A 14,046-nucleotide genomic window follows, 5' to 3' on the forward strand; every position below is an offset into this window, starting at 1 on the left:
GAACAATGGGAACATGAAATTTTAAGTGTGGCGCAAGAGCTTTTCACTACAAAAGGATATGAGGAAACTTCTATCAGCGATATTATGAATGCTGTAGGTGGTGCGAAAGGAATGTTTTATCGTAGTTTTAAAAGTAAAGAAGAACTTTTAAATGCACTTGTTGAAAAATGGGCTCAGCAATACGTAGATGCAATCACCCTTACACTTTGTAAATCTAATAGTACTTTTAGCGAAAAGTTTATAAATATTTTGAGTATTATAAAAGAAATGTCTTTAAAGACAGAAGGATTAGAAAATTTTTTTACAAGATCTAATCAAGTTATGTTAAATAAACTGACTGAAAAAATGACGGCTAAATTAGTTCCACTTCTTTCAGATACTTTAAAAAGTGGTATAGATGAGGGAGTATTATCTATCGAAAATACAGACTTTTATGCAAATTACATAATTTATGGTTCTTTAGGAGCATTAAACTATGGAAATGGTAGCCCGAAAGAAAATATACCTATAAATCTTGATTATCTTCCTCAAATTATTGCAGATACATTAAATATAGATGTTGCCGTATTAACAAATGGAAAATTTGAAAATGGTGGTGAGATAAAATGAGCAAAAATCAAAAGATTCATTCGATAAGTGCAATTAAAATCATAGCAAGTATTCTTTGTGTTATCGTTGGTGTTCTATCACTGATATTTCTAGCAGGAGATGGATTTTCATATACAATTTATGTTCCTGTTTTAATTTGTAGCATTGCCATAGCTTCTTTCTTAATATCTTCATGCTTAGTATCAGGCATCTTACATCATAAAAAAGTGGAACAGAAAAAAATTGATGCTATGACAAAGTGGATTAATATTTTTTCAAGTGGTATAGCACTTTTAGTTTTGGCTCCACTTATTATCATTTTATTTTCAGCAAAGGGTGTTTCTATTTGGATTATTTTCCTTTGTTTTTTAATAGCCGTATCATTGTCTGTTATACTTGTTGTTATTGGGATTGTGAAAATAATCAATATATGTCGAGAACCTTTAGATGAAAAATATACTCTTTTTGAAGGTGAAAATTGCCCTTGTTGGAAAAAAAGCTGTAAGTATCATGGAAATTGTACAGCTTGTGTCGCGCATCATCACAATAAAAGTCGTAAAACGAAAACATCATGTGAACGTTTAAAGGAAAAAATAGATATAAAGGGTGATAAATAGAATTAAATTTTACGGAATCAATGTTTCAACCTATTTTCGAAACCGATAAAATTCTTGTATAAGAAATAAAACGAAGATAGGAGGAAAATAATATGAAAAATCTAAGTAAGAAAAAAATAATAATTATAACATTTTTAGTAGTGGTATTTGCAATGATTGGTATGGATATATACAAAGAAATAAGTATTAATACTTATGATCAAGCAAACATTCCTAGCCAACAAGCGACAGTAAAAACAGAGGAAAAGAGTACAATGAAATGTATGAATATTTGTATGATGCAGTAGGATACATAGAATTAGCGATAGATGATTATGAAAATTGTATAAATATGATAAACGCATCAGGTGGATATATGAGCGTTGAGAGCAATGCTCAAGAGTATTTGGAATTAGCAAGGGACAATTATGAGACATATTTACAGCTAACTGGAAATCAAGGTTATGGTATGATAAATAATTAGTATGTAAATAATATAAAAAAATAAATAAGATAGACTATGATAATGTATAAAAACTTAGTCTATCTTATTATATTATTTTTTTACTTGCCGACTTGGTGTTTCTTGAAACTTTTACTAGTGAGGAAAATGCAAATTACTGTTATTAACATATACACAATAAATATCATTCCTAAATACGAAATTACGACATGGCCGAATTGATAGCTGTTATATGTTTTCAAAACATCCTTTAAATTAACTGAATATATAGGGAACAAGTATAAAATACGATTCCACAATCGGATTGTTTTAGAGAATGGTATAAATATTGTACCGAAAAATAAAATTACATCTACAGCCAAAACGATCATAGGGTTTCCATTTGCACTTGAAAGTAATAGTGAAATTGCAGTAAGTAAAAAGGAGGTTAGAAAAATAATTAACAGATTTATACCACAAATTTCTATAGCTGTGTACTGATAAGGAATAATAGTATTCCATAATTGTATCGGTAAATTCCAACCATAAATACCCAATAGAGCTACATTAATTCCGATGCTTACGGCACTGCATAATGCAACGTAGACGAAAGTAAATATAAAAGAAGCCATTATTTTTGCATAAATAAGCTTATTTTTTCCGTGTTTTGTAGCTAATAGCAAGGCATCTGTGCGGTTTTGGTATTCTCCCGCAAATACTGGTGCTATACAAATACCGATTACAAACAACAGATAAAATAGAATACCGATGCTATCCCAAATTTTATCCCAAGTATTTTTGCTGCCCCATTTAAATGGAGTGTTGACGGATTTAGCCTTTTGTAGCCAATAGTCCTTTTCTGTTTGTGTATAGTTGCCAAAGGAATATTCGGAATTTAAAAGATTATCTATTTTTTCAATTCTTCTTTCATAAAAGCCAACACCGTTTTCTGTATCAATTTTATTTAAATCCTCCCAGCTCCAGTTAGCGTTCCATTCTGTATAATTGGCAGCAATCATTGAGAAAAGATTTGTTTTAGGAGCAATTAAAGAAAAATAATCTTCGTCAGAATTGTTTTTTGATTGTAGTTGATAGTCCTTTAAAAATCCTGTGAGAAATTCTTCACTTAATTCAGAGGTTAGAGAATTTTCTATTTCTGTTTGTTTTTTAATAGCAGCTACACCTTCTAAATGATTTTTTTCACTTAGATATAGGGATTCCCCACGAATTAAAGCTATATTAGATACAATTATCAGTAACAATCCGAGTGCCATAGCTATTAGACTTGATTTTTTGTTTAAGATTTTTTTTAGTTCAAATTTTAATAATTGCTTCATCTTTATTCCTCCTCAAATTGTTCTAGATAAAATGTTTCCAAATCTTCACGATTGTCTTCCCATTTACCTTGGTAAATAATTTGACCGTCCTTCATCATTAAAACAGTATCTGCAATATGCTCAATATCTGAAATAATATGGGTAGAGAGCAATACAATGTTTTCTTTACCTAGTTCTGCAATTAAGTCTCTGAATTTTACTCTTTCCTTTGGATCGAGTCCAGCAGTTGGTTCGTCTAAAATTAAAATTTTCGGGTCGTTTAATAATGCCTGTGCAATTCCAAGTCGTTGCTTCATACCACCAGAATAGGTCTTGATTTTTTTATTAGCCCTATCCTGTAGAGAAACTAATTCTAGCAATTTAGAAGCCTTGCGTTTTGCATGAGATTTATCCAAGCCCTTTAGTGCAGCTATATAGAGAAGAAAATCCATTCCTGTAAATTCAGGATAATAGCCAAAGTCTTGTGGCAAATAACCTAATTCTGAGCGATATTCTTCTGTTGACACATCAAAACCATCGAAAGTGATTGTGCCGCTAGTTGGCTTTAGTACACCGCAGATCATACGCATTAAGGTAGTTTTTCCTGCGCCATTAGCACCTAAAAGACCATAAACACCTTTTTCTAACTTAAGCGAGATGCGATCTACGGCGATTTTGTTTTTATATTGTTTTGTTAATCTGTCAATGATAAGTTCCATCTGTATTCCTCCGTTTGTTTTATAGTACGAGATAATTCATTTATCATTACTGCGATTAAAATGGCTGTTAGTAATAGCCACCAGTTAAAGTAAGAAAATTGATATATGAAATTCGCAATAAAATGTAAGCTTACATTTAATCCGCTAATTAAGACTGCGATGCTCATACATGCATAAATCGATTCCTTGCCTTGAAAATGACGTGTTATCCATAAGCTGATGTTTACAGTCACTAGATATGGAACAAACAGGTATATCGCTGTTTGAAACAATGGAATTTCACTACTGATACAGCATAGAGGGGTAACACAGCAGAGAATGATAAAGTCGAGCATACCTAAAATACTCAATCTCGCAAGCACGACACTTTTTAGTGAAAATCTTGTCGACATTTCAAATTCGATCATACCGTACACAGCAGATCTTGTGCTCTCTGTAACAGCTAAGAGTGCGAGAAATGGGATAAGCGACGATATAACCCATAGAGTATTTAAATCAATAGAGTAGCTTCCTAACAGAGCAGGTATTATTAGCATCAAAGAAATAAGTAATGTCGACTTTCTCAAAAAAGTAGCCTGTGTCAAAATAAACTGCCACATACTGATTTTAGGTTTAGGTAGTGTTCTTAAAAATCTCGCTTTTTCCTGTTGATTTGGTGTAGGAGCCTCAAATGCTTTTTGAATATCATTTTTCAATTTTTTTTTCATTCAGAAAAACCTCCCTTCTTCAATTCTTCCTTTAGCCATTTTAAAGCTTTTGATAGCCTGCGATGTATCGCAAAGCGTGAAAGTCCGGTAATTTTGCAAATAGAATTAATAGGAAGCTCGTTCGCATACCTAAGTAACAAAAGTTCCTGTTCGTCCTTTGGAAGCTTGGCAATTATGGACTTTAAAGTAAATCCATCAGTCCATTTATCTGACGGATCGTAGGTAGCTTCTTCTTCAATTTTATCCAAACTTTCAACTGGCTTTTTGCGAAATGTATCGATACAAAGGTTCCTAGCGATAGTGTATAAGTACGCTAACTCTTTGCTATTGTCGATATTTAAATTCTGTCTAAAAAAGCGAAGAAAAGTTTCTTGCGTAATATCTTCAGCTAATTGCTTATCGTATATTTTGAAATAGCAATAGCGGTATATTTTGTCGTATTGTTCTTCAATATCCATTTGCTTTAGAACCTCCCTTCATAATGTTTAACGGATTAGGTGCATGAAATGTGCGGTCAAAATATGAAAATTTTACAAGTTTTAAATATACTTATTTCTGATTATAATCTATAATAGAAGAGGTGAATATCATGACAAAGACATTATATGATCCAGAAGTTGAAAAAAGAGGAATCGAAAAAGGAATCGAACAGGGAAAGATGACTGCAACAATTAAAAATGCAAAAAGTCTTTTAGATGTGCTTGATGATGATACTATAGCAGAAAAATTAGAATTAGATGTAGAAATTGTTAAAAAATTAAGAGAAGAGGCTTTAAATAATTAGAGATTAAAAAGAATACAAAAAAGAAGTAGCGTTGATGGCTACTTCTTTTTGCATATATATTATTTTCAATTAATTATCCTCTTAAATCATCCATTAATTGAGTCTTACCAGCAGTCTTTTCATCCTTCATCTTAACTACCTTAGCAGGAGAACCAGCAACAACAGCACCTGGTTCAACGTCTTTTGTAACAACAGATCCAGCAGCAACAACAGCTCCTTTACCTATTCTTACACCTTCTAATATTACACAGTTAGCTCCGATTACAACATCGTCTTCTACTATAACTGGAGTTGCTGAAGGTGGTTCAAGAACACCTGCAACAACTGAGCAAGCACCTAAGTGAACGTTTTTACCTAATGTTCCTCTAGCACCAACTACAGCGTTCATGTCTACCATAGTTCCTTCACCTATTATAGCACCTATGTTTATAACAGCACCCATCATTACGACAGCATTTTTTTCTATAGTAACCATGTCTCTGATTATAGCACCTGGTTCGATTCTAGCATCTATATCTAACATGTTTATCATTGGGATAGCAGAGTTTCTAGCTGCGTTTTCTATGTACATATCAGTTATTTGGTCTTTGATAGGAGCTATAGCATCCATTATAGTTTTGTAGTCTCCTATTAAAGTATATTCTCCATTGTTTCCGAAAACCTTGAAGTCTTCTGATTTAGCTATTTCAGCAGTTGTAGAAACATAAATTTTAACTGGTGTTTGTTTTTCTGCGTCTTTTATAAATTTCGCAATTGCATAAGCATCGTTTAAATCTAACATTTTCAATCTCCTTTAAATTTTTTATTTTTTCAAATTAAACTGCTATTAATTCTAAGATTAATAGCAGAAGTGTGTTTTTATTAGATATATTAACCTAACATATCATCCATATTGTAGAAACCAGGATCTTGGTTTACTAAGTATTTTGCAGCAGCTATAGCGCCTTCTGCAAATACGTTTTTAGAGCGGGCAGAGTGGTTTATTTCTAGTATTTCGTCATTACCAGCAAATATTGCACTGTGTTCACCGACTATAGTTCCACCTCTTACTGCGTGGATACCTACTTCATTTTGTTGTCTCTTACCTGTACGACCATGTCTTCCATAGATAAATTCAGATTGTTCTCTGATTTCTTTTACTGCGTTTGCTATCATTACAGCTGTACCACTAGGTGAATCTACTTTTTTATTGTGGTGTTTTTCTATTATTTCTATATCGAAGTTAGCTAAATTTTTAGCGGCTTCTTTTACTAATTTAAGTAGAATATTTACGCCAAGTGACATATTGAATGATAAGAATATTGGAATTTGTTTAGCAGCTTCGTGTATTTTTGCCATTTCTTCATCGTTGTATCCAGTAGTAGCAAGAACTACAGGAGTTTTTGTATTTAAACAATATTCTAATATACCGTCTAGAGCAAGTGGATTAGAAAAATCTATAACAATATCAGCATCTTCTTTTACTTCTGCAAAAGTTGAATATGTGCTGAATTGACCGTTAACATCGTGTTGTAGTGGGCTAACACCGGCAACAAGTTCTATTTCTTCATCGGCTAATACACATTTTGTAAGTACTTGACCCATTGTTCCGCTGTATCCGTTTATTATAAGTTTCAAGACTATACCCCCTAATTTTAAGTTTGATTTATTTCAAGGAAGAATCCTGTGGGATTCTTCCCTGTTTAAATTAACCTTTTAATTTATTTTACTTCAAGTCCAGCATTTATTAATTCTTGTTTTAATACTTCTAAGTTTTTAGGGTTCATTTCTCCAAGTGGTAATCTTAAATGACCTACTTCAAATCCTAATAAGTTCATAGCAGTTTTAACTGGAACTGGATTTACTTCTATAAATAAAGCATCTATAAGAGCTTTTAAGTCTAATTGGATTTTGCAAGATCCTTTAACGTCACCTTCCATGAATTTAGCTACTAAATCGTGAGTTTGTTGTGGACAAACATTAGCTAAAACTGATATAACACCTTTACCACCTAATGATAATAATGGAGTTATTGAATCGTCGTTTCCAGAGTATATAGCGAAATCATCTGGAACTAATCTAGCAACTTCAGCAACTTGAGCTATATCTCCACTAGCTTCTTTTATAGCAACTATGTTTTCACATTCGTTAGCTAATTCAGCAACTAGATCTGGAGCTATATTAACTCCTGTTCTTCCTGGAACGTTGTATAAAATTATTGGTAGATCAACAGCATCAGCTATAGCTTTAAAGTGAGCTTTAAGACCTGATCTATTAGCTTTGTTATAGTATGGAGTGATTATTAATAAAGCATCAGCTCCCATGTCTTGAGCGCCTTTAGCTAAGCTAAGTGAATGTCTAGTATCATTTGTACTAGCACCAGCTATAACTGGTATTCTTTTGTTTACTGCGTCAACGATACATTTTATAACGTCTAATTGTTCTTCATCTGTCATAGTACTAGCTTCCCCTGTAGTACCTGTAGCAACTATAGCGTCTGTTCCGTTAGCTATGTGGTATTCAACTAATTCTCTTATTTTTTCAAAATTTGGTGTGTTATCTTCATTAAATGGTGTAACTAATGCAACTGCAGAACCTGTAAATATCATATATATCTCCCCTTTTTCTTATATATTCTTAATAATTATTTTTTATTCTAAATTTTAAATTAAGTTGTCTAAATAAATTGTATTTTGTATATTAAACTAAATCATATTTTACTAATAATTCAGCTATTTGTACTGCGTTTGTAGCAGCTCCTTTTCTTATATTATCAGCAACTACCCATAAGTTGATTCCGTTATCAACGCTGAAGTCTCTTCTTATTCTACCAACATAAACTTCATCATGACCTTCAGCATCTATAGCAAGTGGGTATTCGTCTTTAGCTGGGTTGTCAACTAAAACAACACCTTCAGTATTTTTCATTGCTTCAAATATATCATCAAGTTCAAATGGTTTGTTGAATTCAACGTTTATAGATTCACTATGAGCACCTCTAACTGGAACTCTTACTGTTGTAGCAGTAACTTTTATGCTATCATCGTTGAATATTTTTTTAGTTTCATTTACCATTTTCATTTCTTCTTTAGTATATCCATTATCCATAAATACATCTATATGTGGTAAGCAGTTAAATGCTATTTGATGAGGATAGAATTGATTTGGTTTTCCAGCAACTCCATCTTCTAAATCCTTAACACCTTTAACTCCTGAACCAGAAACAGCTTGATAAGTAGAGTAAACTATTCTCTTTAAGCCGTATTTATCATATAGTGGTTTAAGTGGAACCATAGCTTGTATTGTAGAACAGTTAGGGTTAGCTATTATACCTTTTTTAACTTCTTTTACAGCTTCTGGATTTACTTCAGGTACTACAAGTGGTACATCTGGATCCATTCTCCATTGAGCTGAGTTATCTACTACTGTTATTCCTTTAGAAGCAGCTATTGGAGCAAATTTTGCACTAGTAGCTCCACCAGCAGAGAATAATGCTATTTGAATATCTTTTCCATCAAATGCAGTTTCAGTTAATTCTTCAACTATGTAATCCTTACCAGCAAAAGTTATTGTTGAACCTGCTGATTTTTTTGAAGAGAAAAAATAAATATTTTCTATTGGAAACTGTCTTTCTTCAAGAACTTTTAAGAAAGTTCTACCTACCATACCTGTAGCTCCTACTACGGCTACGTTAACTTTTTTCATTTTATATCACCTCGTGTAATTTATAGTATTTCGTATCGATTATAACTACCTAAAATAGAGAATATAAATAAGGGGAGGTTATATATTGTATTAAGGATACAGTAAAAAATAGATTTTTTAGATTAAAAAACGTACAAAGGAATACTTTGTACGTTGCTAACATAAATCAAAGTAAACCTGTAGCCCCCCACTTAGATAAGTGACAGTCCCATGCATATTCTGCATGACCCCAGCATACATCTCTGCCAAGATATAAACTTCGGCAAATCATCCTTTCAGTAACGATCAACACTTGCCAGCTCCCATTACTTACTGATAATCATTGCGCCTCTACTTAGGTTAGTTAATTTTTCGTTGATTTTTAATAAGTTGTTATGAATTAATGTTATTACAAATGAATGGAAAAATCAACCAAAAAGTTACAAAAAATTTAAAAATTTAAAAATTAATGAAAGGTATAGCAAAAAACGTTTTTATAGTTTAAAATAATAAATGAATTAGGAATTTAAATTAAAAAAATATATCAAAAAAGTAAAATTGTAGAAATTCATAAAAACTATATAATTTATTTGCAGAAAAAAGTATAATTATATATATAGTGAATCAAAAAATTAGTTTTTTATTAGGAGGAATGATTTATGGAATCATTAAAAGAACTTTACAAAATGGGTCCAGGGCCATCCAGCTCCCACACTATGGGACCACAAAGAGCAGCAAAAATATTTAACTCTAAAAACCCTGATGCAGCTAGCTTCAGAGTACATTTATACGGAAGCTTAGCAGCTACAGGAAAAGGTCACTTAACTGACTTTATAATAATAAAAACTCTTGCACCTAAAGAGGTAGAAGTAGTTTGGGAACCAGAAATAGTAAAAGAATTCCACACTAATGGAATGAAATTTGAAGCCTTAGATGCAGACAAAAATATAACAGACGAATGGACTGTATTCTCAATAGGTGGAGGTTCTCTAGCAGAAGAAGGTAAGAGAGGACAATCATCTGAAAGTGTATATCCACATGATAATCTAGAAGATATAATCGAATGGTGTAGAACAAACCACAAAAATTTCGTTGATTATGTTAAAGAATATGATGACGACGATATAATGGATTATCTTAGAGATATAAGATTGACAATGAGACAATCTTTAGAAGATGGATTAAAAGCTACAGAAGTTATTCCAGGAAAATTAAAATTAGCTAGAAAGGCTAGAAACTTCTACAGACAATACAAAGTAAGTAAACAGCTTACTTCAATGCTATATGCATATGCTTTAGCTGTTTCTGAACAAAATGCATCTGGATTTGAAATAGTAACAGCTCCAACATGTGGATCTGCAGGTGTTTTACCAGCTGTATTATTTACATTACAAGACTTCTATGGATTTGATGATGAAGCTATAGAAGAAGGTCTTGCAGTAGCAGGATTAATGGGTGTTGTAGTAAAACAAAATGCTTCTGTATCAGGTGCAGAAGTAGGATGTCAAGGTGAAGTAGGTGTTGCTTGTGCTATGGCAGCTGCAGCAGCTGCATTCATCAAAGGTGGACCACTTAGAAAAATAGAATACGCAGCAGAAATAGGTCTAGAGCATCACCTAGGTATGACATGCGACCCAGCCTATGGATACGTTCAAATACCTTGTATCGAAAGAAATGCAATGGGAGCTCAAAGAGCTTTAGATGCAGCTAACTATGCATTACTATCAGATGGAATTCACCATATTAAATTCGACCAAATCGTCAAAATAATGGATGAAACTGGTAGAGATATGATGGAAAAATACAAAGAAACTGCAAAAGGTGGAATCGCTTTATTATACGAAGAAAGTGGAGAATTTGACGATTAATAATCTACTAATAAAAAATTAATATCTAAATAAATAAAAGCTGTTACATTTACGTTATGTCGTATGTGTAGCAGCTTTTTTTATGTTTATGAGCAAGTTTTATTTATAAAAAAATTGGACAATCTAAGCAAAACATATATAATAAAATTATTAAAAATTTAGAAAAATAATTAGAATATTTATATTTAGGAGGAAAAATTGATGAAAGATATAGCGTATATAGATCAAATTGTAAAACAACATAGAACTAATTTACATAAAATAGCTGAGCTTTCACATGAGGAATTTAAAACAGCGAAATACATAAGAGATTATTTAGATAAATTGGGAATAGAATACGAAACACCGCTAGAAACAGCTACAGTAGGTATTATCAAGGGGAAAAATCCTAAAAAAACTATAGCATTTAGATCAGACATAGATGCACTTCCAACTGATGATGGACCACAACATCTATGCGGTCACGATGGACATATGAGTATATTATTGGGATTTTTAGAATATATAAACGACAACAAGGATTGTTTAAATGACAATATAGTGTTTGTGTTCCAACCAGCGGAAGAAGACACTGGTGGGGCAGAACGTCTTATGAAGGCAGGCGTATTTAAAAAATACAACGTCGATGAGGTTTATGGACTTCATATTCACCCAGATTTTCCAGAAGGATATATAGGATGTAAGGCTGGATATTTAATGGCTCAAAACGGTGAAATAGACGTCGATATCATAGGAAAAAGTGGACATGGTGCCATCCCACAAAACACAGTAGATGGAATAATGATAGGAGCTAGCTTTGTGTCAGCGGTTCAAAGTATAGTATCTAGAAACTTAAATCCAATGGAGGGTGCAGTGATCACTTTTGGTAAGATGACAGCAGGCTCTGTTAGAAATATAATCGCAGAAAATGTCAGATTAGAAGGAACTATGAGATGCTTTAATCCTGATATTTACGATACAATGAAAAAGAGATTATTGGAATTAGCTAAGGGATTTGAAGTTGCATATAATTGCAAGGTCAATGTACATATTGAAGATGGATTCTATGCTGTAAATAACGATGAAAATCTATATAGTGAATTTGTTGAAGCAGTTGGCAAGGAAAAATTTGTTAAAACTGAGCCTCTTATGATATCAGAGGATTTCTCTTATTACCAAAGAGAAGTTCCAGGATTATTCTTTATGCAAGGCGCTCGTAATGAGGAAAAGGGATTTGTAAATGGTCTTCATAGCTTGAAGTTTGATTTTAATGAGGATATTATGTTGGATGCTATTAAGACTTATGTGAAGGTGCTTAAGTTTAAGGGATCTGTGGAATAGATTAAAGAATTTTTGAAATAGGATTGTGATTTTTGGGTTACCAACCGATTTTGGGGTTGAGGTTTGTAGGATGTAGTGATGCCAAAGAGCTTGGTGATTTTTGAGTATAAACGTAAAATTTTTAATTTCGGTTGGTAAAATTTATTGCAAAAAATTAATATTAAAACAAATTAAATCCAAATTAAGAAAATATCAGTCTAAAATATTGAAATAAGAGCTATTTCTCATAGAAAACTACAAATTAATAAAAAAAATTTTCAGAAAAAAATTTTTTTATATTGACAATAATACAGATATGTAGTGCATTAATAAATGTCGGGCATACGTTTTTCACAAAAATAAAAATATATCAATACACCTCAATAGAATAGACTAATTTGTCGAAAAATCTTGGACACACCTTTATATTATACACTAATTAATCGAATAGTATGTAATATAACCTTTTTTGGAAGGTTTAGGCTACAAAAATAAGTATTTGAAAAAAATAGAAATTTAATTATAATAGAAGAGACGAAGATATTTTAAGGAGGGAATTATTTTATGATATATTCAGCAGAAGTAAATAATATGTGCCCTATAACTAAAGGACCTAACCATGGTCCAGCTCCAATTCCAGAAGAAGGAAAATGGGTACAAGCTAAACAAATCAGCGACATATCAGGTTTAACTCACGGTATAGGATGGTGTGCACCTCAACAAGGAGGATGTAAATTAACTTTAAATGTTAAGGACGGAATAATACAAGAAGCATTAGTAGAAACTATAGGATGTTCAGGAATGACTCACTCAGCTGCAATGGCATCTGAAATACTTCCAGGAAAAACTATATTAGAAGCATTAAATACTGACTTAGTTTGTGATGCTATAAACACAGCTATGAGAGAAATCTTCTTACAAATAGTTTACGGAAGAAGCCAAACTGCTTTCTCTGAAGGAGGACTTCCAATAGGAGCAGGTCTTGAAGATTTAGGTAAAGGGTTAAGATCTCAAGTTGGAACTATGTACGGAACTTTAGCTAAAGGACCAAGATACTTAGAAATGGCAGAAGGTTATGTTACTAGATTAGCATTAGATGAAAACAATGAAATAATAGGTTATGAATTCGTTCACCTTGGCAAAATGATGGAAATGATCAGCGGTGGTATGGATGCTAATGAAGCTTTAGCAAAAGCTAAATCATCATACGGAAGATTTGCAGATGGAGTTAAATTTGTAAATCCAAGACATGAATAATAGAAGGGGGATGAAATAATGGCGTTATTTGAAAGTTACGAAAGAAGAATCGCTCAAATAGAAGTAGTATTAGAAAAATACGGATTTAAATCATTAGAAGAATGTAGAGAATTATGTCAATCAAAAGGTTTTGATCCATATGAAATAGTAAAAGAAACTCAAGCTATAGCATTTGAAAATGCATGTTGGGCTTATATATTAGGTGCAGCTATAGCAATCAAAAAAGGATGCACAAGAGCAGCAGATGCAGCTACAGCAATAGGTGAAGGGTTACAAGCTTTCTGTATACCAGGATCAGTTGCTGACAACAGAAAAGTTGGTTTAGGACATGGTAACTTAGGTTCAATGTTATTAGAAGAAGATACTCAATGTTTCGCATTCTTAGCAGGACACGAATCTTTCGCTGCTGCAGAAGGTGCTATAAAAATAGCTGAAAAAGCTAACAAAGTAAGAAAACAACCTTTAAGAGTTATATTAAATGGTCTTGGAAAAGACGCAGCTTACATAATATCTAGAATAAACGGATTCACTTATGTTCAAACTAAATTTGATTACTTCACAAGTGAATTAACAATAGTAAAAGAAACTCCATTCTCAAACGGAGACAGAGCTAAAGTTAGATGCTACGGATGCGACGATGTTAGAGAAGGTGTTGCTATAATGCATATGGAAGGTGTAGACGTTTCTATAACAGGAAACTCAACTAACCCAACTAGATTCCAACATCCAGTTGCAGGTACATACAAAAAAGAATGTATCGAACAAGGTAAAAAATACTTCTCAGTTGCTTCTGGTGGTGGTACTGGT

At 32.5% G+C, this 14,046-nt stretch carries 17 protein-coding genes and 1 riboswitch; of the genes, 9 read left to right on the forward strand and 8 right to left on the reverse strand.

The window, feature by feature from the left end; translation table 11 throughout:
* The 4 genes from ACI3VO_RS11975 to ACI3VO_RS11990 all read left to right on the forward strand — a co-directional run.
* Positions 1-609, forward strand: a 609-nt coding sequence (locus ACI3VO_RS11975; protein WP_439758137.1) for a TetR/AcrR family transcriptional regulator, incomplete at its 5' end; no start/stop codon positions are given.
* Entirely contained in the window at positions 606-1,205 is a 600-nt protein-coding gene (locus ACI3VO_RS11980; RefSeq protein WP_439758138.1) for a hypothetical protein, read from the forward strand. The genes ACI3VO_RS11975 and ACI3VO_RS11980, both read left to right, overlap by 4 nt.
* Positions 1,206-1,297: 92 nt before the next feature.
* On the forward strand, positions 1,298-1,492 hold the full coding sequence (locus ACI3VO_RS11985) for a hypothetical protein (RefSeq protein WP_439758139.1): 195 nt from the start codon (positions 1,298-1,300) through the stop codon (positions 1,490-1,492).
* The gene (locus ACI3VO_RS11990; protein ID WP_439758140.1) at positions 1,465-1,668 is read left to right on the forward strand and encodes a hypothetical protein; all 204 of its coding nucleotides are present in this window, start codon (positions 1,465-1,467) and stop codon (positions 1,666-1,668) included. The genes ACI3VO_RS11985 and ACI3VO_RS11990 overlap by 28 nt, the downstream gene beginning before the upstream one ends.
* 80 nt (positions 1,669-1,748) lie before the next feature.
* Here ACI3VO_RS11990 and ACI3VO_RS11995 read toward each other — a convergent pair whose 3' ends face one another.
* The 4 genes from ACI3VO_RS11995 to ACI3VO_RS12010 all read right to left on the reverse strand — a co-directional run bounded on the left by ACI3VO_RS11995 (position 1,749) and on the right by ACI3VO_RS12010 (position 4,826).
* A complete protein-coding gene (locus ACI3VO_RS11995) occupies positions 1,749-2,963 on the reverse strand; it encodes an ABC transporter permease (RefSeq protein WP_439758141.1) in 1,215 nt (404 codons plus the stop codon).
* Between the two features lie 2 nt (positions 2,964-2,965).
* On the reverse strand, positions 2,966-3,661 hold the full coding sequence (locus ACI3VO_RS12000) for an ABC transporter ATP-binding protein (protein ID WP_439758142.1): 696 nt from the start codon (positions 3,659-3,661) through the stop codon (positions 2,966-2,968).
* On the reverse strand, positions 3,637-4,227 hold the full coding sequence (locus ACI3VO_RS12005) for a hypothetical protein (RefSeq protein ID WP_439758143.1): 591 nt from the start codon (positions 4,225-4,227) through the stop codon (positions 3,637-3,639). Before ACI3VO_RS12005 ends, ACI3VO_RS12000 begins: the two co-directional genes overlap by 25 nt.
* Positions 4,228-4,364: 137 nt before the next feature.
* A complete protein-coding gene (locus ACI3VO_RS12010) occupies positions 4,365-4,826 on the reverse strand; it encodes an RNA polymerase sigma factor (protein WP_439758144.1) in 462 nt (153 codons plus the stop codon).
* 131 nt (positions 4,827-4,957) lie between these two features.
* Between ACI3VO_RS12010 and ACI3VO_RS12015 the strand changes: the two genes are divergently transcribed.
* Positions 4,958-5,152 carry a hypothetical protein gene (locus ACI3VO_RS12015; protein WP_439758145.1) on the forward strand — a complete coding sequence of 65 codons (195 nt, stop codon included), beginning with the start codon at positions 4,958-4,960 and terminating at the stop codon, positions 5,150-5,152.
* Between the two features lie 73 nt (positions 5,153-5,225).
* Here the strand turns inward: ACI3VO_RS12015 and dapD are convergent, their stop codons facing one another.
* The 4 genes from dapD to ACI3VO_RS12035 all read right to left on the reverse strand — a co-directional run bounded on the left by dapD (position 5,226) and on the right by ACI3VO_RS12035 (position 8,836).
* Positions 5,226-5,933 (reverse strand): 2,3,4,5-tetrahydropyridine-2,6-dicarboxylate N-acetyltransferase, encoded by a 708-nt coding sequence (gene dapD / locus ACI3VO_RS12020; RefSeq protein ID WP_439758146.1) that lies wholly within the window; start codon positions 5,931-5,933, stop codon positions 5,226-5,228.
* A gap of 89 nt (positions 5,934-6,022) precedes the next feature.
* The gene (dapB, locus tag ACI3VO_RS12025) at positions 6,023-6,769 is read right to left on the reverse strand and encodes a 4-hydroxy-tetrahydrodipicolinate reductase (protein WP_439758147.1); all 747 of its coding nucleotides are present in this window, start codon (positions 6,767-6,769) and stop codon (positions 6,023-6,025) included.
* 83 nt (positions 6,770-6,852) lie between these two features.
* Positions 6,853-7,740: a 4-hydroxy-tetrahydrodipicolinate synthase gene (gene dapA, locus ACI3VO_RS12030; protein ID WP_439758148.1), complete on the reverse strand. Its 888-nt coding sequence runs from the start codon at positions 7,738-7,740 to the stop codon at positions 6,853-6,855.
* A 91-nt stretch (positions 7,741-7,831) separates the two neighbouring features.
* The gene (locus ACI3VO_RS12035) at positions 7,832-8,836 is read right to left on the reverse strand and encodes an aspartate-semialdehyde dehydrogenase (RefSeq protein WP_320624229.1); all 1,005 of its coding nucleotides are present in this window, start codon (positions 8,834-8,836) and stop codon (positions 7,832-7,834) included.
* Between the two features lie 172 nt (positions 8,837-9,008).
* Positions 9,009-9,177, reverse strand: a riboswitch (Lysine riboswitch).
* 297 nt (positions 9,178-9,474) lie between these two features.
* On the opposite strand from ACI3VO_RS12035, the gene ACI3VO_RS12040 reads away from it, so the two are divergent.
* The 4 genes from ACI3VO_RS12040 to ACI3VO_RS12055 all read left to right on the forward strand — a co-directional run.
* Positions 9,475-10,683: an L-serine ammonia-lyase, iron-sulfur-dependent, subunit alpha gene (locus ACI3VO_RS12040; protein ID WP_439758149.1), complete on the forward strand. Its 1,209-nt coding sequence runs from the start codon at positions 9,475-9,477 to the stop codon at positions 10,681-10,683.
* A gap of 201 nt (positions 10,684-10,884) precedes the next feature.
* Positions 10,885-12,003, forward strand: a complete 1,119-nt coding sequence (locus ACI3VO_RS12045; protein WP_439758150.1) for an amidohydrolase — start codon at positions 10,885-10,887, stop codon at positions 12,001-12,003.
* Positions 12,004-12,546: 543 nt separating this feature from the next.
* Positions 12,547-13,239 (forward strand): iron-sulfur cluster assembly scaffold protein, encoded by a 693-nt coding sequence (locus tag ACI3VO_RS12050; protein WP_439758151.1) that lies wholly within the window; start codon positions 12,547-12,549, stop codon positions 13,237-13,239.
* An 18-nt stretch (positions 13,240-13,257) separates the two neighbouring features.
* The coding region (locus ACI3VO_RS12055; protein WP_439758152.1) for a GGGtGRT protein at positions 13,258-14,046 on the forward strand (789 nt) is incomplete at its 3' end.

The organism is Intestinibacter sp. (genome assembly GCF_051866655.1).
Classification (GTDB): domain Bacteria; phylum Bacillota; class Clostridia; order Peptostreptococcales; family Peptostreptococcaceae; genus Intestinibacter.